Here is a 22,510-nt window from a genome sequence, read left to right as displayed (position 1 = left end):
GAATAGCAGAAGCTTCAGAAGGTAATGCTGTTTCATTAGCTAAAAAACCAAATTTTGATAGATTAGTGAAGGAATACCCACATTCAATGCTACAAGCTTCAGGAATGGCTGTAGGTCTTCCAGAAGGACAAATGGGTAACTCAGAAGTTGGGCATTTAAATATAGGTGCAGGTAGAATAGTATACCAAGAGCTTACAAGAATAACTAAGGCAATAGCTGATGGTGAATTCTTTAAAAATGAAGAATTATTAAAGGCTATGAAAAATGCTAAAGAAAATAATTCAGCATTACACTTAATGGGATTATTATCAAATGGTGGAGTTCATTCACATATAGATCACTTAAAAGGACTTTTAGAGTTTGCTAAAAAAGAAGGACTTCAAAAAGTTTATGTTCATGCATTTATGGATGGTAGAGATGTTGCACCTTCATCAGGTAAAGAATTTATAGAAAAAACTGAAGCTATGATGAAGGAAGTTGGAGTAGGTCAAATAGCTACAATTAGTGGTAGATACTACGCAATGGATAGAGATAATAGATGGGAAAGAGTTGAACTTGCATATAATGCAATAGTTAAAGGTACTGGTGAAACTGCAAACAGTGCAGTAGAAGCTATAGAAAAATCATACCATGATAATAAAACTGATGAATTTGTATTACCAACAGTAATATTAGAAGATGGACACCCAACTACAACAGTTAAAAGTGGAGATTCAGTAATATTCTTTAACTTTAGACCTGATAGAGCTAGAGAACTTACAAGAGCTTTAACTCAAAAAGATTTTGATGGATTTAATGCTGAAAAGTTACAATTAACTTTTGTTACAATGACTCAATATGATAAAACTTTTGAAGGAGTTAATGTAGCATTTAAAGCTCAAACATTAACTAATACTTTAGGAGAGTTTGTTGCAAATAAAGGATTAAATCAATTAAGAATAGCAGAAACAGAAAAATATGCTCACGTAACATTCTTCTTTAATGGTGGAGTAGAAAAGCCAAATGAAAATGAAGATAGAGCATTAATAGCTTCACCAAAGGTTGCTACATATGATTTAAAACCAGAAATGAGTGCATATGAAGTAACAGAAGAGTTAATTAAGAGAATAGATAGTGATAAATATGATATGATTATATTAAACTATGCTAATCCTGATATGGTAGGACACACAGGAGTAATTCCAGCTGCTGTTAAAGCTATTGAAACTGTAGATGAATGTTTAGGTAAAGTTGCAGATAAGATATTAGAAAAAGACGGATCATTATTTATAACTGCAGACCACGGAAATGCAGAAACAATGATAGATTTCTCAACAGGAAATCCATTTACAGCTCATACAACTGATCCAGTTCCATTTGTTTGGGTTTCAAATCATTCAAAAGGAAAATCTTTAGAAGATGGTAAATTATCAGATATAGCACCAACTATGCTTAAAGAAATGGGTATAGATAAACCAGAAGAAATGACTGGACATTCATTAATAAAATAATGTTTAGTAATAAATAATTATAAATAAAATTATGGAACTCACAATATTTATTGTGGGTTCTATTTTTATATAAATATATTTTATATTATATTTTAGTTTTAAATATTAAAAATAAATTTTTAATATATTATTTAATATAAAAATATAGTAAAATAAAATATATTAAATAATAATTAATATTTAGGAGGAGTTATGAAGAAGTTAATAAATACATCATTTATTTATGCAATATTAGCTTTAGCATCTGGGGTTTTTTATCGTGAATTTACAAGAATGTTTGATTATGTAGGAAAAACTACATTATCAGTTATGCATGTACATTTATTTGTAATGGGAAGTTTGGTATTTTTGTTGCTTGTATTATTTGAAAAACAATTTAAAATAACTGAAAATAGATTTTTTAATAAGTTCTTTCTAACATACAATATTGGACTAGCTTTCATGGTTATAATGTTTATTTGGAGAGGAATAGATCAAGTTTTATTATTAAATGGAGGGGCTATGATTTCAGGAATAGCTGGTCTTTCTCACATATTATTTTCTATTGGAATTATAATGATGTTTATTCTTCTAAAAAAAGAAGTAGTAAAAGAAAAATAATATATTAAATAAATAAAAAACAACGATTTTAAATTTATCGTTGTTTTTTTTATTTTTAAACTAAATTTCATTTAAAATAATTTAAATTTAGTTTGAACTCCAAGTTTTAAAGTATCATTTACTATCTCAAAAAAATTTAAAGTTATATTGTAATTATCTTTTAATTTAAGTATTATATCAGAATTATCTTTATCAACATCTATTGCATTATTACTTGTTAAATTATTAAATATAATGTTTTTATTAATATTTATAAATCCAAGTTTACCACCTTCATAATGAAGTATTCCATTACCATTTTTAGAAAAACAAGAAAAAGTAAGTTTTGCTTCTAAAGGTATGTTTAAATATTTAAATTGTATATAAAGATTTAAATATTTTCCATCAATTAAAACTTTTAATCCTTCTATTTTATCATTTATGTTAGGATCATTTTGTATAGCAAGTATGGCTAAATTAGTTAAATCATCATCAGAAAGTTCTATATTTGATTTTGTTACAATTTCTTTTAAAGAAAAATTTAAGTCATTTGGAATAAGCTTTAGTGCTAATTCTAATGGGTCAACTTTTATCTCTGAAGTTATAGGTGTAACTGGAACCTTTGGTTTAAATGAAAATTGATATAAAGAAAAAGCTCCAAGTATTATTACAATTAATATTATAATAGGTATTAAAATAACTTTGCTTTTATTTTTTGACATAATATCAAGTCTCCTTTAAATTAGCTATATATGTTTATGATAACATAAATTAAATATCTTAAATTTTAATATTATAAAAATAATAGTAAATATATATAAGTATTTTATATATTTTTAAAATAAATTATTTCAAATTTAAACTTTATCTTTTCTAGTTTTCTTATTTTGTATATCTACTTTCTAATATATAATATTTAGGATTTTTATATATTTCTAAATTAATATTTTTATATGCTTTAAAACATAAAAAATAATTATAAAAATGATAAATTAATTTTTATATAGTTATTTTTTTAATATTAAATTTTTAAATAATAATTATAATAATATTATTATTTAATTTAAGTAAAAGATAAATAAATGTATATATTTAAATAATTTTATAAATTATCACAATAAAAAATAACTTTAATATTATGATAGTAAGAAATAATATAATTAGGATACTAAAATGAGAAAAAATTATGATTATTCAGTTTGTTTTGATAAGAAAACAGAAGAATTATTTAAAAAGTCTACCTATTTAGGGCAAGGAAATAACGGAATAGTATTTGAACTACCAGAAAATAAGATAATAAAAATATTCCAAAAGGAAAAAATATGTAAAGCAGAGGCTAATACATTAATTAAATGTAAAAAATCAAAATACTTTCCTAAAATTTATTCATCAGGTTCATTGTATATTATAAGAGAAAAAGTAAACGGTATACGTTTAGATAAGTACATAAAGAGAAATGGTTTAAGTAAAGAATTAACAAAAGAAATATATAAACTATTAAAAGAATTTAAAAAGCTTAAATTTACTAAATTAGATACAAGATGTAGAGATGTATATGTAACAAAAGATTTTAAACTTATGATGATAGATCCAAAAGGATGTTACAGTAGGAAAGTAGATTTTCCAAGACATTTAATGAAAAAACTTAATAAACTTGGAGTATTAAATACTTTTTTAGATAATATTAATGAGATAGACTCTAAATCAGCAAAGTATTGGAAAATTCAACTTGATAAATATTTTAAGAAGGAAAATATAGAATATTTATAAAGTATAAAAAGTCCTATTAGGGCTTTTTATACTTTATAAATAAAAAATAAACTAATATTGTATTATAAAAATAGATATAATGTTAATAAAAATGAAATAAAATATCAGTTGATTGACATTATCAATAAAAGAGTTATAATATATATATAAATAAAAGATATCAAACTTGTAAATAATATTTAGGGTAATAGATTTAAAGGAGGAGATTACATATGAAACAATATGTAGAAATAGTAGATATAGTAGCAAGAGAAATTTTAGACTCAAGATCATTTCCAACAGTTGAAGTTGAAGTATATTTAGAAGATGGAACAATAGGAAGGGCAGCAGTGCCATCAGGTGCATCAACAGGTATATTTGAAGCTGTAGAACTTAGAGATGGAGATAAAGAAAGATTTAATGGTAAAGGTGTTTTAAATGCAGTTAAAAATGTAAATGACACAATTGCAGATGAACTTATTGGTCTTAATGCATTAGATCAAACATTTATAGATAAAACTTTAATAGAGTTAGATGGAACTAAAAATAAAGGAAAACTTGGAGCTAATGCTATACTTGGAGTATCACTTGCAGTAGCAAGAGCAGCAGCTGAATATTTAGGATTACCTTTATATCAATATGTTGGTGGAGTAAATGCAAAAGTTTTACCAGTACCAATGATGAATATTATAAATGGTGGAGAACATGCTGATAACTCAGTAGACCTTCAAGAATTTATGATTATGCCAGCTGGAGCATGTGATTTTAGAGAAGCATTAAGAATGTGTTCAGAAGTATATCATGCTCTTAAAAAGTTATTAAATGAAAAAGGATATTCAACAGGTGTGGGTGACGAAGGTGGATTTGCACCAAACTTAAAATCAAATGAAGAAGCAATTGAAGTTATAATTGAAGCAATCGAAAAAGCTGGATTTAAACCAGGAAAAGATATATTTATTGCTTTAGACCCAGCTTCATCAGAATTCTTTGAAGATGGTAAATATGTATTAAAACATGAAGGAAAAACATTAACACCAGAAGAAATGGTTGGATTCTATGAAAACTTAGTAAATAAATATCCAATTATATCAATAGAAGATGGTATGGCAGAAGAAGATTACGAAGGTTGGAAAATCATGACTGAAAGATTAGGAAATAAGATACAATTAGTTGGTGATGATTTATTCGTAACAAATACTGAAAGATTAAAAATGGGTATTGAAAAGGGAATTGCAAACTCAATACTTATAAAACTTAACCAAATTGGTACATTAACAGAAACATTAGATGCTATTGAAATGGCAAATAGAGCTGGATATACAGCAGTAATTTCACATAGATCAGGAGAAACAGAAGATACAACAATTTCAGATTTAGTTGTAGCTGTAAATGCAGGTCAAATTAAGACTGGTGCACCAGGAAGATCAGAAAGAGTTGCTAAGTATAACCAATTATTAAGAATAGCAGAAGAACTTGATGATGTAGCTCAATATAGAGGAATGGATGCTTTCTTTAATATAAAAAAATAGTATAAACGTATTTTTGTATAAATTTTCAAGATGAGTATAGAAATAAATTTTTCTTTATGATATACTTATTAAGTTAAATAGTATAAAATTAGCGTTTAGATATTAGGAGGTGTTCCCATGCAAACAGCTTTATTAGTACTTGAGGTTATACTTGGAATTATTGTTGTTGTATCAGTACTTATGCAACCAAGTAAGTCTGATGCATTAAGCGGACTTATTCAAGGAAGTAACAACGATACTTTCTTCTCAAGAAATAAATCAAGAACAAAAGAAGTTATGTTAGAGAGAGTAACAATAGTAAGTATGTTACTATTTGCTATAAACACAATGGTTTTAAATATGATATAACATGTGTGGGAATCACAAGTTAAACTTTAATCTGATACAAACTTAAGTTTGTATCAGATTTTTTTATTATATAAAAATTTTAAAAAATATAAGTATTAAATTCTAATAATCATACAAAACTCATAGGTATATATTAGTATAATTTATGCTAAAACATACTTAAGTGAGGTGTAAATATGAATATTTTAATATTACCATTGCTCTGTGGAATTATATCATTAATAGTATTATTCATTATGAAAAGTAGGATTATAAAAAAAGATGATGGAAATGAAAAGATGAGGGAAATTGCATCACATATCGAAGAAGGTGCTATGGCATTTATAAAAAAAGAGTATAAGTATCTTTCAATATTTGTTGTATGCATTTTTATACTCATTTTTATTTTTTTAAATTATAAAACAGCTATATCATTTTTAGTTGGAGCAATATTTTCTATGATAGCTGGATATATTGGTATGAGGACAGCTGTTAAAGCAAATGTAAGAACAGCAAGTGCAGCAACACATGGAATGAAGGAGGCGTTAGGAATAGCATTTTCAGGTGGTGCTGTTATGGGGCTTTCTGTTGTTGGACTTGGGATTTTGGGGTTAACAGTATTTGCATATATATTTGATTTAAATGCAGAATATATAACTGGTTTTGGTCTTGGAGCTTCATCAATAGCTCTTTTTGCAAGAGTTGGTGGAGGAATATATACAAAAGCCGCAGATGTTGGTGCAGATTTGGTTGGTAAAGTTGAGGCAGGAATACCAGAGGATGACCCAAGAAATCCAGCTGTAATAGCTGATAATGTTGGTGATAATGTTGGTGATGTGTGTGGAATGGGAGCAGATCTTTTTGAATCTTATGTAGGTTCTATAATATCTGCAATAACTTTAGGTTCTGTACTTTCTGTTTCGGTAGGAAAGGAAGCTATATTATATCCATTAGTACTTGCTGGAGTTGGAATTTTATCATCACTTATAGGAATGTATATAGTAAAATCTTATAAAGGAAATGAGCCGCAAAAAGCTCTTAATTTAGGTAGTTTTTTATCAGGATTTATAGCACTTATATTAAGTTTAATAACTTCTTTATATTTGTTTTCTAGCTTAAAGTTATTTATACCTGTTTTAGTTGGAGTATGTGTTGGACTTTTAATTGGAAAAATTACAGAAGTTTATACATCTTCAGATTATAAATCAGTTAAGTTTATAGCTAAAGAAAGTGAAACAGGAGCTGCAACTAATATAATAGCAGGATTAGCAGTTGGGATGAAATCAACAGTTATACCAATACTTTTAATTGTTATTGGAATATTAATATCTTATTTCTTTACAGGAGGTTCAGAAAATTCAATATTAGGGTTATACTCTATAGCTATTTCTGCTGTAGGAATGCTTTCAACAACGGCTATAACTGTTGCAGTTGATGCTTATGGACCGATTGCTGATAATGCAGGTGGAATAGCTGAAATGAGTGAATTAGATGAAAGTGTTAGAGAAATTACAGATAAATTAGATTCAGTTGGTAATACAACAGCTGCCATTGGAAAGGGATTTGCAATAGGTTCAGCTGCTCTTACAGCATTAGCTCTTTTTGCATCATATACCCAAGCTGTTAATTTAGAAACAATAAATTTATTAAATCCATTAACCTTAGTTGGTGTTTTAATTGGGGGGATGCTTCCTTTTTTATTTGGAGCTTTAACAATGCAATCAGTTGGTAAAGCGGCTGGTGAAATGGTTGAAGAAGTAAGGAGACAATTTAAGGAAAAGCCAGGTCTATTAAAAGGAATAGAAAAGCCTGATTATTCAACTTGTGTTGAAATATCAACAAGAGCAGCTCTTAGAGAAATGATAATACCAGGAATAATAGCTGTTTTATCTCCAATAGTTGTTGGATTATTATTAGGTAAAGAGGCCCTTGCTGGATTGATTGCAGGAGGAGTTATAACTGGAGTTATGATGGCTATATTAATGTCAAATGCAGGTGGAGCATGGGATAATGCTAAAAAATATATTGAAGGAGGAGCTTGTGGAGGAAAAGGAAGCGACTCTCATAAGGCTGGAGTAGTTGGAGATACTGTAGGAGATCCTTTTAAAGATACTTCAGGACCAAGTATGAATATATTAATTAAACTTATGACAATAGTTGCAGTTGTATTTGCTCCACTTATAGTTGAATTTGGAGGAATATTATTTTAGATTTTATAAACTTATAATTAGTATTTAAAATAAAAGAGCTAAGTAATATTTAAACTTTATATTATTTAGCTCTAATTTTATAATGAAAATTAATATTTAAAAAAGCTTTTAATATAATTTTCTAATTAAGGAATTATAGTATATAATATGGTACTATATAGGTAGAATAATATATTGTTGGAATGGAGAATATATACTAAGAATAATATAAATATAAAATGGAGGAACACGATGGGAATAAAAGATACATTATTACAATTTATGCAAGAAGATGCATATAAACCAATGGACCTTAGTGAATTAACAGCAGTTTTTGATATAAAGTCTAATGAATATAAAGCTTTTAAAAAAGTACTTAAGACAATGGAAAGAGAAGGGTTAATAGTTAGAAACCAAAAAGAAAAATACTCAACTCCGGAGAGGTCAGGTTTAATAACAGGAAGACTTCAAGGACATCCAAGAGGTTTTGGTTTTTTAATATCTGAAGTAGAAGGGGAAAAGGATGTATTTATCTCTGCATCATCTATGAATAGTGCCATGAATGGTGATAGAGTTTTAGTTAAAATAACTAGAGATGATAGAAATGGTAAGAAAAGAGAAGGGGAAGTTGTTGATGTAATAGAAAGAGCTAATAAAACAATTATTGGAGTTTATGAAAGCAGTAGAAACTTTGGATTTGTAGTTCCTGAAGATACAAGATTACATCAAGATATATTTATTTCTAAAAAAGATAAAAATAATGCTACTGATGGTGATGTAGTATTGGTAGAAGTTATTAAGTGGCCTGAAAAAAGAAGAAGCCCTGAAGGGGTAGTTAAAGAAGTATTAGGAAAAAAAGGTGATAAAGGCCTTGATATACTTACAATAATTAAAAAGTTTGGATTACCAGAAGATTTTCCAACTAAAGTATTAACATTTGCAGATTCAATACCAGAAGAAATAGATAAAAAAGAATATGAAAGAAGAACTGATTTTAGAGATGTAAAAATGGTAACTATTGATGGAGAAGATGCTAAAGATTTAGATGATGCTGTATCAATAGAAAGATTACCAGATGGCAAATTTAAACTTGGAGTTCATATAGCCGATGTTACTCACTATGTTAAAGAAAACAATCCTTTAGATAAAGAAGCTTTAAAGAGAGGAACATCAGTATATCTTATAGATAGAGTAATTCCAATGTTACCTAAAAAACTTTCAAATGGGTTATGTTCTCTTAATCCAAAGGTAGATAGATTAACTCTTAGTTGCATAATGATTATAGATAAAAATGGTAAGGTAGTTGATCATGAGATACATGAAGGTATAATAAGAACAAATGAGAGAATGACATATACTGATGTAACTAAAATTTTAAAGGATAAAGATGAAGAATTAATAAAAAAATATGATTATCTTTATGATGATTTTTTAGCTATGGAAGAGTTAGCTAATATATTAAACAAAAAAAGAATGAGAAGAGGAGCTATAGATTTTGATTTTGAAGAAGCAAAAATAACTTTAAATGAACTTGGAAAACCAATAGAAATTAAACCGTATCCAAGAGAAATTGCAAATAGAATAATAGAAGAATTTATGCTTGCTTGTAATGAAACTATAGCAGAATATATGTATTGGACTAATTTACCGTTTGTATATAGAGTTCACGAAAATCCAGATGAAGAAAAACTTATGAAATTTAGAGAATTTATTTATAATCTTGGATATACAATGAAGATGAGTCAAGATATACATCCAAGATGTCTTCAAGAAGTACTTGAAAAAGTTAAGGGTAAAAAAGAAGAAACAGTAGTTAGTACATTACTTTTAAGATCAATGATGAAAGCTAGATACTCTCCAGAAAGCCTTGGTCATTTTGGATTAGCTGCAAGATATTATTGTCATTTTACATCACCAATTAGAAGATATCCAGATCTTCAAATACACAGAATAATAAAAGAACAATTAAATGGTAAAATTGATGGTGGAAGAGCTAAGAAGCTTATAGGAATAGTTGATTATGCATCAAAACAATCATCAGAAACAGAAAGAGTTGCACAAGAAGCAGAAAGAGAAGTTGATGATTTAAAGAAAGCAGAATACATGGAAGAAAGAATTGGAGAAGAATTTGACGGAATTGTATCTTCAGTTACTTCATTTGGTATGTTTGTAGAACTTCCAAGCACAATCGAAGGTTTAGTTCATATAAATTCATTAGAAGATGATTATTATGTATATGATGAAAATCATCTAGCATTAATTGGAGAAAGAACAAAGAAAATTTATAGACTTGGTGATGAAGTAAAAGTTAAATGTAGCAGAGTTGATATAGAAAGTAGAGAAATTTATTTTGATTTATTAGAAGATAATGAAAATGATGAAGACGAAAATACTTTAAAAGAGCTTCAAGAAAAAATACCATATGTTAAAGGAAAAGTAAAAGAGGCTTTAGCTAATGGTGAAATTGAAGAATTGCTTATTGAAAAGGAATTAGAAGAAGAATAGAATATTTAAATTAAAATAAGGGGCTATATGCCCCTTATTTTAAGATGTTTTTATATTATGTTAAAAAAATATATATAAGTAAACTATTAAATTGCAGAATTGATAATAAATAAAATATATAATATAATTTTATTAATGTATAACTTTGTATTTAGAAGTAGGTGAACAAGATGGCAAGAAAGAAAAATTCAAATTCTTTAGTAGAAAATAGAAAAGCGAGACATGATTATTTTATACAAGAAACTATTGAAGCTGGATTAGTTTTAGTAGGAACAGAAGTAAAATCAATAAGAAATGGTAGAGCTAATCTTAAAGATTGTTATGCGGAAGTTAGAAATGGGGAAATTTTTATAAGAGGAATGCATATAAGTCCTTATGAACAAGGTAATATATTTAATGAAGATCCATTAAGAGATAGAAAATTACTTCTTCATAAATCAGAAATTGGTAGATTAGCAGGTCTTGTATCAAGAGAAGGATTAACTCTTGTACCTTTATCATTGTATTTAAAAAATGGAAGAGTAAAAGTTGCTCTTGGAGTTTGTAAGGGTAAAAAGAATTATGATAAAAGAGATTCTTTACTTGAAAAAGCTCATAATAGAGAAATGCAAAGAGAACTTAAAAACAAGAATAGATATTAATTTTAAAGAGTATTTTAGTAATTCTAGAGTACTCTTTTTGTTTTATTGATTTACAAGATAAATTAATGTAAATATTGTATAAATATGTTTATACAACGCTAGATTTAGTATTATAATAGTAAATGTGGAAAATATTGAATAAGCATATCATTAGGGGGAGCTTATATGGAATTTAATAATAGAAATTTAATTATTAACTCACATGAAAGAAGTAAAAAGTATGGAATAAAAGAGGATATAAAAACATCAAATAAAAGCATTAGAAATGATATATTAGAAAAGCTTCTTAAAGAAAACTGTGAACTTATAAAGACATCAAAAATTTATATGGATATATTTAAAGATGTACTAAGAGATGAAAATTTTATAATAGTACTTACAGATAAAGAAGGATGTATATTACATGTGAGTGGACAAGATAAAGTAATAAAAGAATATGAAAAAGTTAATATAAAAAATGGAATGTATATGGATGAAAAGAATATAGGAACAAATGCAATGGCAATAGCTCTTGAGGAGGATAGACCTGTTCAAGTAACTGCAGATGAACATTATATAGATATATTTAAAAGTTTAACATGTTCTGCAGCACCTATACATGGAATAGATGGAAATATAATAGGAACACTTAACTTAACATCTGATTGGACTAATAAGCATCCACATACATTAGGGTTAGTGTTATTTGGTGTTAAAGCAATAGAAAATGAATTGGAAAGAAGTCATATTAGTGATGTTTTAAAAGAAACCTATAATTATGTAGGAAGTGTAATAAACAATGTTGGAAAAGGAATAATTACTGTTGATTCTGATGGGAATATTAATAATGTAAATAATTTAGCTATAGAATTATTAGATATTGTACAAGGAGATTTGATAGGAAAGAGAATTGAGAGCATTATTCCAGGATGGAATAATATATATATGAGTTTTAAAAGCAAAAACTACAATGCATATATAAAAGAAATGAAATTATTTAATAAAAAAATAGCTTTAAAAATAAAAGCTATAAGATTAAATAATAAAATTGTTGGTGCAGTTATTATAATTACTAATGAAGGTGAAAGAATAATTAATAAAGATTTAGGTGCTTATAAAACTTTTGATGATATATTAGGGGAGAGCGATGCTATATCAAATGTAATAACAAACTGTAAGATAGTAGCCAACAGTCCTTCTACAATATTAATTCAAGGGGAAAGTGGTACAGGAAAGGAAATTTTGGCACAAGCAATACATAATTATAGTTATAGACGAGAAAATAAATTTGTTGCTATAAACTGCGGTGCAATACCAAAAAATTTAATAGAAAGTGAACTTTTTGGATATGAAGAAGGAGCTTTTACAGGAGCTAAAAAAGGTGGGAAAATAGGAAAATTTGAACTTGCAAATGGAGGAACAATATTTTTAGATGAGATTGGAGAAATGCCACTTGAAATGCAAGTACATCTGCTTAGGGTAATACAAGAAGGTAGAATTTGTAGAGTTGGAAGTGATAAGGAAATTCCAATTGATGTTAGAATAATTGCAGCTACAAATAAGGATTTAAAGTCAGAGGTTAACAAAGGTAACTTTAGAGAAGATTTATTTTATAGATTAAGTGTTATTCCAATACATTTGCCGCCTCTTAGAGAAAGAAGTGGAGATGTAGAGAAATTAATAAAGCATTTCTTAAGAGTGAAAGCTTTTAAACTTAATAAAGAAGTTCCTAAAATAAGCGAAAGTTTATATAATAAGTTAATAAATTATTCATGGCCAGGAAATATAAGGGAACTTGAAAATTGTATAGAAAATATAGTTAACTTAGATGGTGATATGTCCTACGAATTTACAGGAGATATATTGAGCAATGCAATTTCTGTAGATACAAGCAAAAGAAAATGTAAAAAAGAAAAAGATATTAATTATGATAATGAAAATGATGATAAAGGAATATATATAAAAATAGGAAATGGATTTAATATAAAAGATATAGAAAAAACTTTAATTGAAAGAGCAATAAAATTTAATGATTATAATATGAGTAAAACAGCAAAGTCTTTAGGGATAAGCAGAAATACTTTGTATTATAAGATAAACAAGTATAGAATATATTAAAATAAAATATGTTAATTAATATTACAATGTCCTAAAAAAATACAGTACAAAAGTATACATGTAATAATATATTACAAAAATATACTTTTTTATTTGAGTTTAATTTGTTAAAAAAATGACATACTTACAAGGTTTTTTGAGAATTTATTTTAAAATAGGAATATTGGCATGGAAGTTGCTAATATATTTAAGTGTTGATAATAAAAATTAGAATTTTGAATATTATGAATTGAGGGGAGTTTTTTATATGGCAAGATTTACATTACCAAGAGACATTTATCATGGAAAAGGTTCAATAGATGTATTAAAAGAAATAAAAGGTAAGAAAGCCATGATAGTAATGGGTGGAGGATCAATGAGAAGATTTGGCTTCTTACAAAGAATAGAAGACAATTTAAAAGAAGCAGGTCTTGAAGTTCAAGTTTTTGATGGTGTTGAATCAGATCCATCAGTTGAAACAGTTATGAAAGGTGCAGAAGCTATGAGAAGCTTTGAACCAGATTGGATTATAGGCCTTGGTGGAGGTTCACCAATAGATGCTGCTAAAGCTATGTGGATATTCTATGAATACCCAGATTTTACTTTTGAACAAGCTATAGTTCCATTTGGATTACCAGAGTTAAGAAAAAAAGCTAAATTTATAGCTATAGCTTCAACAAGTGGTACAGCAACAGAAGTTACTGCATTTTCAGTAATTACTGACTATAAAGCTAAAATTAAATATCCATTAGCTGATTTTAATATAACACCTGATATTGCTATAGTAGACCCAGAACTTGCAGAAACAATGCCAGCTAAATTAGTTGCACATACAGGTATGGATGCAATGACTCATGCAATTGAAGCATATGTATCAACAATTGCAGATAACTTTACAGATCCATTAGCTCTTAAAGCTATTGAAATGGTTAGAGATAATATAAAGAAATCATATGATGGAGATATGGAAGCAAGAAGTGAAATGCATGATGCTCAATGTTTAGCAGGAATGGCATTTAGTAATGTTTCACTTGGAATTGTTCACTCAATGGCTCATAAAATAGGAGGAGTATTCCATGTACCACATGGATGTGCTAATGCTATATTACTTCCATCAGTTATAGAATTTAACTCAGTAGAATGTGAAGAAAGATATGCAAAAATAGCAAAAATGCTTGAACTTGAAGGAAAGAACAATAAAGAATTAACAAAATCATTAGTTAAATTAATAAGAAAATTAAATGAAGAGCTAAATATTCCAAAAACATTTAAAGATTATGGAGTAGATGAAGCTGAATTCATATCATATTTAACATATATGGCAGAAAATGCAGTTTTAGATGCATGTACAGCTACAAATCCAAGAAAGATAGACAATGATCAAATGGCTAGACTTTATAAAGCTGCTTTCTATGGAGAAGAAGTTAATTTTTAGTATTTAGTTTCATGGTGAGAAAAGCCTTAGAATACTAGCTAAGCATAAGATTTTTCTTGAAATTTCTAGTGTTAGTCTTGTATTTTAAGACTTTTCTTTTTGAAAATAATCCTTCTATTAATGTGAATAAAGAGGTGTATAAAATTTATGTATAAAATAGTTTCAAAAAGAAAACTTACAGACAATATATATTTAATGGATATAGAAGCTAAGAGAATTGCAAAATCAGCAAAACCAGGACAATTTATAATTATAAAAATAGATGAACACGGGGAAAGAATTCCTCTAACAATAGCAGACTTCGATAAGGAAAAAGGAACTGTTAGTATAGTATTCCAAGTAGTTGGTAAAGGAACTAAAGATTTAGAAAACTTAGAAGTCAATGATTACATAAGTGATTTTGTGGGACCTCTTGGAAGGCCTAGTGACTTCGTGTCAGAAAATATAGAAGATTTAAAGAAAAAAAATATTATATTTATTGCAGGTGGAGTAGGAGCAGCTCCAGTATATCCTCAAGTTAAGTGGATGAAAGAACATGGTATAGATGTTGATGTTATTATAGGTGCTAGAAGTAAAGACATATTAATATTAGAAGATGAAATGAAAAAGGTAGCTAATAATTTATATATAGCTACTGATGATGGGTCATATGGATTTAATGGAAGAGTTACTGATATGTTAAATCATTTAGTTAAGGACTTAGGTAAAAAGTATGATGAAGCTATAGTTATAGGTCCAATGATAATGATGAAATTTACATGTATGTTAACTAAAGAGTTAAATATTCCTACAATAGTAAGCTTAAATCCTATTATGGTTGATGGAACTGGAATGTGTGGTGCATGTAGAGTAACTGTTGGAGATGAGGTTAAGTTTGCATGTGTTGATGGTCCAGAATTTGATGGACATTTAGTTAATTTCGATGAAGCAATGAGAAGACAAGCTATGTATAAAACAGAAGAAGGAAGAGCGATATTAAAGGAAATAGAAGGAGATACACACCATGGTGGATGTGGTCATTGTGGAGGTGAGGACTAATGGATATGAAAGAAAGAATGATTAGAATACCAGTAAGAGAACAAGATCCAAAGATTCGTGCAACTAATTTTGAAGAAGTTTGCTTAGGATATAATGAAGAAGAGGCTATTAAAGATGCTAAAAGATGCCTTCAATGTAAAAATCCAATGTGTAGAAAAGGTTGTCCTGTATCAATAGATATACCAGGTTTTGTTAAAGAAGTTTCAGAAGGAAATTTTGAAGAAGCAGCAAAAATAATTTCTAAATATAGTGCACTTCCAGCAGTTTGTGGTAGAGTATGCCCACAAGAAACACAATGTGAAGGTAAATGTGTTCTAGGTGTAAAGGGAGATGCTGTTTCAATAGGTAAACTTGAGAGATTTGTAGCTGATTGGGCTAGAGAACATAATATAGACCTTTCAGAAAAAGAAGAGTCAAAAGGTAAAAAGGTAGCAGTTATAGGAAGTGGTCCAGCTGGACTTACATGTGCTGGAGATTTAGCAAAAAAAGGTTATGATGTAACTATATTTGAAGCACTTCATGAACCTGGTGGAGTTTTAGTATATGGTATTCCAGAATTTAGACTGCCAAAAGAAAAAGTAGTAAAGAGTGAAATTGAGAATATAAAAAAATTAGGTGTTAAAATTGAAACAAATGTTATTATAGGAAGAACTATAACTATTGATGAGCTTTTAAATGAAGAAGATTTTGATGCCGTATTTATAGGCTCAGGAGCTGGACTTCCAAGATTTATGGGAATTAAGGGCGAAAATGCAAATGGAGTATTTTCAGCAAATGAATTTTTAACAAGAGTAAATTTAATGAAAGCATTTAAAGATGAATATGAAACTCCAGTAAGAGTAGGTAAAAAAGTAGCTGTTGTAGGCGGTGGTAATGTTGCTATGGATGCTGCAAGAACAGCACTTAGACTTGGCGCTGAGACACACATTGTATACAGAAGAAGTGAAGCAGAACTTCCAGCAAGAATAGAAGAAGTTCATCATGCAAAAGAAGAAGGAATAATATTTGATGTTTTAACTAATCCAACTGAAATATTAACAGATGAAAATGGATGGGTTAGTGGAATGAAATGTGTAAAGATGGAACTTGGAGAAGCTGATGAATCAGGTAGAAGAAGACCTGTGGAAGTTAAGGGATCAGAATTTGTTATGGATGTTGATACTGTAATAATGTCTCTTGGAACATCACCTAATCCATTAATTTCATCAACAACAAAAGGACTTGATATAAATAAAAGAAAATGTATTGTTGCAGAGGAACACACAGGTAAAACTTCAAGAGAGGGAGTTTATGCTGGAGGAGATGCAGTAACAGGTGCAGCAACAGTAATTCTTGCAATGGGTGCAGGTAAAGATGCTGCAAATGCAATAGATGAATATTTAAGTAAATAAGTAAGTATAAATCCTTAATTGTATTATTAAATACAATTAAGGATTTTTTGTTTATTAGAATATAAATTAAATGATATAAATAAAATTTGTATTAATTAAAATTATTTTAGTTTATAATTTAGTAAAAAATTATTTAGAAATAAATTTAATTTTACAATAAATTTATTAATTTAATTTAATTAATAGATTTTTATATGTCTAAAATGTAAACAATAAGTTTAAAATAAGAAATTTTTTAAAATATATAGTACAATGTTATTTGTTCAATGTAAACATTAAACACATTGAATTTACATAATATTTTACTAAATTGGACAGAAAGGAAGGCTTGAAATGAATAATAAGAAAAAAGGAATCTCTCTTGTGTTGATTGCAACTCTTTTTTGGGGTATGATGGGTGTTACAAGTAGAACACTTGCAAATTCAGGAATAGATTCAATGAGTATTTCATTTTTCAGATGCTTAATAGCATCAATAGGATTTTCAATATTTTTATTAATTTTTAACAGAAAAGCATTTAGTATTGATTTAAAAGGAATTATAATTAGTGGTATTTATGGAATAGTTACCTTTGGATTATCATTCACTACGTTTAATATTGCAGTGGAAAGAGTACCAATTGCTGTTGCAACAGTACTTATGTTTACTAATCCAATATGGGTAACTATATTTAATGCAATATTTTTTAAAGAAAAAATAACTGCAAGAAAAGCAATAATAATATTACTTGCAATAACTGGTTGTATATTAATTTCAAACATATTTGGTGTTGGACTTGAAAATCTTGACATAGTAGGTCTTTTAATAGGACTTTCAACTGGAATATTATTTGCCCTACAACTTGTAATACCTAGATTTTTTGTCGGTACATATTCAAAGGATAGTATGCTTATATATGGATTTATATTTAGTACAATAGCATTAGCATTCTTTACAAACTTTGATGCAATAGGAACAGCCGTAACAAATAATGCATCACCTGCATTTGTTATAGCTAACATATTATCAATAGGTGTATTAAGCACATTTATAGCTAATATAGCATATGTAAAAGCAACTGATTATATAGAAACAGGAGTAGCATCAGTACTTGTTGCGTTAGAGCCGGTATTAGGTAGTTTTTTTGCTTACTTAGTATATGGTGAAACATTAACTGCATTCCAGTTACTTGGCGGTTTATTTATAATAGCAGCTGCAATATGGTTATCACGAATTTCAGATTAAATAAAAATTTTAAAAAGCTACTAGATAAGTTTAGTATCTAGTAGCTTTTAGTATATATTAAATATATAGAATGTTTTAAGTACATTTAAGGGGAAATATTTAAATAGGGAGGCTTTTAGCTATGAAGTCTAAAAATACTAAAGAAAAAATAAATGTATTAAGCTTAATAAATAATACATATAAAAATTTTAAAATAAATTTTTGGGCATGTACATATTTTGAAATGTGTTATCGAATTTTAACTGCTTTTATATTTGCACCAATTATTTATTTTATACTTAAGTATTTTATGAAAATAGAAGGATTTTTCTCTTTGACTAACAAGGATTTTATAACATTTGGGTTAAGTATTAAGGGATTAATATGTATATTTTTATTACTTATTATGGCTTTTGGTATGATTTTTATTGAGATAGGTGCACTTACATATATTGGGGTAGAATCTCATAGAGGAAATAAGGTTAAGGTTATAGATAGTATATTTAATGTATTTGGTATATTAAAAAATATAATTGATGTAGGTATAATTCCACTTATATTAATTACAGGTGTTATAGGGCCTTTAACAGGAGTTGGACTTTGTAGTTCACTTATTAGAGATTATTCAATACCTCCATTTATAACTATAGAACTTAAAAAAACTTTATTAGGAAAGGGGTTATTAGTCTTAATAGGGTTAACTTTAATATTTTTATTATTAAGGTGGATACTTTCAATTCCAATAGTTGTTATTGAAAAGGTAAAAGGAAAAGATGCAATAAAAAGAAGTAATAAATTATATAAGAAAAATAAATGGTTAATATTAAAATCTATTCTTTTATTTGAAATAGTTTTAATACTGGTTTCAATAATAATAGTTTCAATATTTTTATTTGGTGGAATTTCAATTGGAGAATATATATTAGGACCAGAATCTTATGCTAGCAAAATGGTTCTTGGATTTTTATTAATTTTATTTTTTATTATTTTTGTAATAATAACTATTCTAATAACTCCTCTTTTTGTAAGTTTTTTAGTTGAACTTTACTATAATATTCAAAAAGATAATGTAGAAGAGAGAGTATTTAAAACATTTGAGGATTACAAAAAAAATTCCTTATATAATTTTTCAAAAATAGGATCAACTTGGTTCGTATTTGTACTTATAATTTGCTTTACTATTTATAGTGGAACAATTGCTTATGGAACAGTATTTAATAGAGTAATTAATGATAAAGCTCAAATAACTGCACATAGAGGAGCAAGTAAAGATGCACCAGAAAATACTTTATCAGCAATAAATGAAGCCATAAAGCAAGGAGCTAATTTTGCGGAGATTGATGTACAAACTACAAAAGATGGAAAAACTATATTACTTCATGATAATACATTTAAAAGAACTTCAGGAGTACACAAAGCTCCAAAAGATTTAACTTTAGCTCAAATAAAAGAGTTAGATAATGGGTCATTTTTTTCATCTAAATATAAAGGAGAAAAAGTACCAACATTAGATGAAGTTTTAAAAAAGTCAAAAGGGAAAATAAAGCTTAATATTGAACTTAAGCCAAAAGGAAAAGATGATAAGTTAGTTGAAAATGTTAATAAAATAATAGAAGAAAATCATATGGATAATGATGTTATAATATCTTCAAATAACTTTAATTCTCTTCAAGAGATGAAAAAAATTAATCCTAAAATAAAAGTTGGATACATTGTTCTTGCAGCGTTTGGAGATTTTGAAAACTTAAATGTAGATTTTTTTAGTATGGAACAATCTTTAATAAATTCAAAGACCGTTTATGCTCTTCATGCAATAGGGAAAGAGGTTCATGCATTTACTATAAATGATAAAGAAAGTGCAGAAAAGATGTTAAGGTTAGGTGTAGATAATATAATTACTGATAATGTAAAACTCATTAAAGATACAGAAAAAGAAATGAGAGAAGAAAAGCATTATGATTATGTAACCTTTTATTATGAATCTATTATAAGTATAATAAATTATACAAAAATTTAATTAAATTGGTTGCAAAAACTTAAAAAAATGATATTATATAGTAAAAGAAAATTTAATATTGATAATCCGTTTTAGAAGGAAGAGTAGGTAAGTTAAGCTTTATTAAAGAGAGTTAGTGATGGTGAGATACTAGCAAGAAGAAATTTATTGAATGGACCTTTTAGGAATAAAACGAAATCTATTTTTAGAGAGTAGCATTTATGGTGGGCTGCACCTTATAGCAGATAGAGTATGATAGTACTTGAATTTTAGAGTGGTGATTAATACATAATTAATCACAATTTAGGTGGCAACGCGGAAAGTTTATTCGTCCTATGATTTAGTTCATGGGGCGTTTTTTTATTAATAAAAATTAAAGGAGGTGATTTAAGTGTTATGAAATGATGAAGAACTAGGAGAATGGATGAAAAATAAAAAATTAAGTAGAAAAGGAGAAATATATATGAGAAATATTGAAAAAACAAAAAAAATGATAATTAATGCATTATTACTAGGAATAGGTGCTATACTTCATCAAGTTACGCCAGCACTTGGATTACCTATGCAACCAGATTTTGCTCTTATTATGTTATTTATAATTATGATGATAAATAAAAATAATTATAAAACATGCTTAATATCAGGAATAATTACAGGAATATTTACAGCAATGACAACTAAGTTTCCTGGTGGACAACTCCCTAATATGATAGATAAGTTAGTTACAGTTAATTTAATGTTTATCCTTATTATGATAATAAATAAAATGAAATTAATAAAAAATATTTCAGATAATAAGAAAAAAGTTATTGAAAGTTTAATAATATTTCCAATTGGAACTTTAGTTAGTGGATTAACATTTTTATTATCAGCAAGTATTTTAGTTGGGTTGCCAGCAGGCTTTACTTCATTATTTGTTGTAGTTGTAATTCCAGCAATAGCAATAAATTTAGTAGTAGGATTTTTCTTATTTAGAATTATAAAAAGTTCTATGAAAGCTATAAGTTTAAAAGAAAATTAAATATAAAACAATTAAAATAAATAATTTATAAAGTTAAAACTGATATTATATTAAATTTTATTGTTATAGATTAAATTGTTTAATATATTTAGTCTATAATAATTAGTTTTTAGTTTAATATCAGTTTTTTTATGATTTTGTGAAAATTTTAGGAGAAAATTGGAAGAAGTTGAATGAATAAAATGTTTATATTATAATAAAATTGTTGCTAAATTATTAAAATTGTTAACAAATAAAATTGAGATAAATGAGAGGTGTTTTTTTGAAAAGTAAAAAATTAAAAATGATAATAAAAGCGGCTTTAATTATGTTTGCTATATCATCTGCACCATTTTTCGAAAATACAACAACTGCAGATAGTATATCAAACTTAGAAGAGCAATTTTTATCAGTAACTGAAGGGTATGGAAGTGAAGAAGTAGTTGTAGAAAATGGAGTTTCATTAAAATTTGGTGAAACTTTAAATTTATCAAAATATAAAAATGCTAAAATGTCAAATTCAGACATAGTATCAATTAGCAACACAGGGGTTGTTACACCTAAAAAAGAAGGAACTGTTTATTTAAGTAAAAAGATTGGAAATAAAGTTCATGTAATAGAAATTTATGTTTCTAATAGTAAATTGTTTTATTCTTCTAATTCTCCAAAAGAAGTGGATAGAAGTTATTACAAAGTATTTATAGATCCAGGACATGGTGGGCATGATGATGGAAGCTCTGCTTTTGGACTAAAAGAAGATGAGTTAAATTTAAAAATAGGATTAAAGATACAAAAGAAATTAGAAGAGAAAGGTATAGAAGTTAAAATGAGTAGAACTTCTGATATATATCTTTCATTAGATGAAAGAGCAGAAATGGCAAATCAATATGGAGCAGATATATTTGTATCAAATCATATAAACTCATTTGAGAAAGAATCAGCTTATGGAATGGAAACATATTATCATAAAGATAAAATAGCTCATAAACCATTAAGTGATGATATACAAGATAATGGAATAAAGGAAACTGGAGCATTTAATAGAGGTGTTAAAAATGCTAATTTTGCAGTTTTAAGAGAAAGTGAAATGCCATCATCACTTTTTGAAGCTGGATTTATTTCAAATAAAGAAGAATCTAATAAGTTAAGGGATGAAAAATATCAAGAAAAACTAGCAAAGGCAGTTGCAGATGGAGTAGAAAAATATTTAAAAGATAATATAAAATTAAATGGAAATAATTCAACTCCAGAAGTTAAACCAGAGGACAAGCCTATAGAAAAACCAACTGAAAAGCCTGATACCTCAATAAAAACAGGAACAGTAACAGCAAGTGCATTAAATGTAAGAAGTGGAGCATCAAC

At 27.3% G+C, this 22,510-nt stretch carries 17 protein-coding genes; 16 read left to right on the top strand and 1 reads right to left on the bottom strand.

Annotated elements, in window-relative coordinates; all coding sequences use genetic code 11:
• The first annotated feature begins 2 nt into the window (after positions 1 to 2).
• Positions 3 to 1,490 carry a 2,3-bisphosphoglycerate-independent phosphoglycerate mutase gene (gpmI, locus tag Q4E08_RS08665; protein WP_303130213.1) on the top strand — a complete coding sequence of 496 codons (1,488 nt, stop codon included), beginning with the start codon at positions 3 to 5 and terminating at the stop codon, positions 1,488 to 1,490.
• Between the two features lie 192 nt (positions 1,491 to 1,682).
• On the top strand, positions 1,683 to 2,090 hold the full coding sequence (locus Q4E08_RS08660; protein ID WP_303130212.1) for a DUF2871 domain-containing protein: 408 nt from the start codon (positions 1,683 to 1,685) through the stop codon (positions 2,088 to 2,090).
• Between the two features lie 71 nt (positions 2,091 to 2,161).
• Here the strand turns inward: Q4E08_RS08660 and Q4E08_RS08655 are convergent, their stop codons facing one another.
• Positions 2,162 to 2,791, bottom strand: coding sequence for a hypothetical protein (locus tag Q4E08_RS08655; protein WP_303130211.1), 630 nt, complete (start codon positions 2,789 to 2,791; stop codon positions 2,162 to 2,164).
• 451 nt (positions 2,792 to 3,242) lie between these two features.
• Here Q4E08_RS08655 and Q4E08_RS08650 point away from each other — a divergent pair, with 451 nt between their 5' ends.
• The 14 genes from Q4E08_RS08650 to Q4E08_RS08585 all read left to right on the top strand — a co-directional run.
• Positions 3,243 to 3,839 (top strand): protein kinase, encoded by a 597-nt coding sequence (locus tag Q4E08_RS08650; RefSeq protein ID WP_303130210.1) that lies wholly within the window; start codon positions 3,243 to 3,245, stop codon positions 3,837 to 3,839.
• Positions 3,840 to 4,051: 212 nt separating this feature from the next.
• Entirely contained in the window at positions 4,052 to 5,347 is a 1,296-nt protein-coding gene (gene eno, locus Q4E08_RS08645) for a phosphopyruvate hydratase (protein ID WP_303130208.1), read from the top strand.
• Positions 5,348 to 5,464: 117 nt separating this feature from the next.
• Positions 5,465 to 5,695 (top strand): preprotein translocase subunit SecG, encoded by a 231-nt coding sequence (gene secG, locus Q4E08_RS08640; RefSeq protein ID WP_303130206.1) that lies wholly within the window; start codon positions 5,465 to 5,467, stop codon positions 5,693 to 5,695.
• 176 nt (positions 5,696 to 5,871) lie between these two features.
• Positions 5,872 to 7,884 carry a sodium-translocating pyrophosphatase gene (locus Q4E08_RS08635; protein ID WP_303130205.1) on the top strand — a complete coding sequence of 671 codons (2,013 nt, stop codon included), beginning with the start codon at positions 5,872 to 5,874 and terminating at the stop codon, positions 7,882 to 7,884.
• Positions 7,885 to 8,115: 231 nt separating this feature from the next.
• The gene (gene rnr / locus Q4E08_RS08630) at positions 8,116 to 10,368 is read left to right on the top strand and encodes a ribonuclease R (protein ID WP_303130203.1); all 2,253 of its coding nucleotides are present in this window, start codon (positions 8,116 to 8,118) and stop codon (positions 10,366 to 10,368) included.
• 170 nt (positions 10,369 to 10,538) lie between these two features.
• Positions 10,539 to 11,009 (top strand): SsrA-binding protein SmpB, encoded by a 471-nt coding sequence (smpB, locus tag Q4E08_RS08625; protein WP_303130200.1) that lies wholly within the window; start codon positions 10,539 to 10,541, stop codon positions 11,007 to 11,009.
• A 165-nt stretch (positions 11,010 to 11,174) separates the two neighbouring features.
• On the top strand, positions 11,175 to 13,106 hold the full coding sequence (locus tag Q4E08_RS08620; protein WP_303130198.1) for a sigma-54-dependent Fis family transcriptional regulator: 1,932 nt from the start codon (positions 11,175 to 11,177) through the stop codon (positions 13,104 to 13,106).
• A 247-nt stretch (positions 13,107 to 13,353) separates the two neighbouring features.
• Positions 13,354 to 14,520, top strand: coding sequence for an iron-containing alcohol dehydrogenase (locus Q4E08_RS08615; RefSeq protein WP_303130196.1), 1,167 nt, complete (start codon positions 13,354 to 13,356; stop codon positions 14,518 to 14,520).
• Between the two features lie 147 nt (positions 14,521 to 14,667).
• Entirely contained in the window at positions 14,668 to 15,558 is an 891-nt protein-coding gene (locus Q4E08_RS08610) for a sulfide/dihydroorotate dehydrogenase-like FAD/NAD-binding protein (protein WP_303130194.1), read from the top strand.
• A complete protein-coding gene (gene gltA, locus Q4E08_RS08605; protein ID WP_303130193.1) occupies positions 15,558 to 16,949 on the top strand; it encodes an NADPH-dependent glutamate synthase in 1,392 nt (463 codons plus the stop codon). The genes Q4E08_RS08610 and gltA overlap by 1 nt, the downstream gene beginning before the upstream one ends.
• 333 nt (positions 16,950 to 17,282) lie before the next feature.
• Entirely contained in the window at positions 17,283 to 18,173 is an 891-nt protein-coding gene (locus tag Q4E08_RS08600) for a DMT family transporter (protein WP_303130191.1), read from the top strand.
• Positions 18,174 to 18,294: 121 nt separating this feature from the next.
• Positions 18,295 to 20,169, top strand: coding sequence for a glycerophosphodiester phosphodiesterase (locus tag Q4E08_RS08595; protein ID WP_303130190.1), 1,875 nt, complete (start codon positions 18,295 to 18,297; stop codon positions 20,167 to 20,169).
• A gap of 403 nt (positions 20,170 to 20,572) precedes the next feature.
• Positions 20,573 to 21,169, top strand: coding sequence for a tryptophan transporter (locus tag Q4E08_RS08590; RefSeq protein WP_303130189.1), 597 nt, complete (start codon positions 20,573 to 20,575; stop codon positions 21,167 to 21,169).
• Between the two features lie 262 nt (positions 21,170 to 21,431).
• The coding region (locus Q4E08_RS08585; RefSeq protein ID WP_303130187.1) for an N-acetylmuramoyl-L-alanine amidase at positions 21,432 to 22,510 on the top strand (1,079 nt) is incomplete at its 3' end.

The sequence above is a fragment of the Clostridium sp. genome (genome assembly GCF_030532265.1).
Classification (GTDB): domain Bacteria; phylum Bacillota; class Clostridia; order Clostridiales; family Clostridiaceae; genus Clostridium.
The sequence above is the reverse complement of the archived record's forward strand: the minus strand, read 5'-3'. Positions and strand labels throughout refer to the sequence as shown.